This is a genomic window from Clostridium nigeriense, assembly GCF_050585245.1.
Classification (GTDB): Bacteria; Bacillota; Clostridia; order Clostridiales; family Clostridiaceae; genus Clostridium; species Clostridium nigeriense_A.
In genome coordinates, this window is the sequence record NZ_JBNOOF010000052.1 from 1 (window position 1) to 481 (window position 481).

Annotated in this window: 1 protein-coding gene; it reads right to left on the minus strand. The window is 33.1% G+C overall.

Annotation, left to right across the window (positions count from 1 at the left end; all coding sequences use genetic code 11):
- Positions 1-66: 66 nt before the first annotated feature.
- Positions 67-481: hypothetical protein (locus ACQPUY_RS17795; protein ID WP_430843396.1), on the minus strand; the 415-nt coding region annotated here is incomplete at its 5' end.

Here is a 481-nt window from a genome sequence, read left to right on the forward strand (position 1 = left end):
TTGCAAAAAGTAAAAGTAGAAGCAGGTGATTTGGGCAAAAAAACAGGGAAGGGATTTTATAACTATTTATAGGTTAATCGTTACTTCATTATCCCAATTACTTTTTACGGATAATGGTTTTGTAATCAGTTGAACAATTTCAGGTTGTTTTTTTGATTTAAAATTACCGGTATCCCAAATTCCATTTTTATTGGTATCGTATAGAATACGCATTTCATAGGTGCCTCCCCTGAAAAATTTTCTAAAGAGCTCACTATTATTGAGTGGAATAGATTCTATAAGCTTATCTGATTGTATAAATTGTAAAACCGGGTTCTGATTTAGTTTTAAATTGGTAAATCGTAACCTGATACTGCCATACTCAATCTCTTTTCTAGTACTAAAACGAATGGTATCCGCTTTTGGTAAGTTTATACCGGCGGTATCTGTAAATGCCTGCTTATCGAGTACTAGCCTGAAATTATTATTTTCACGCCATCCA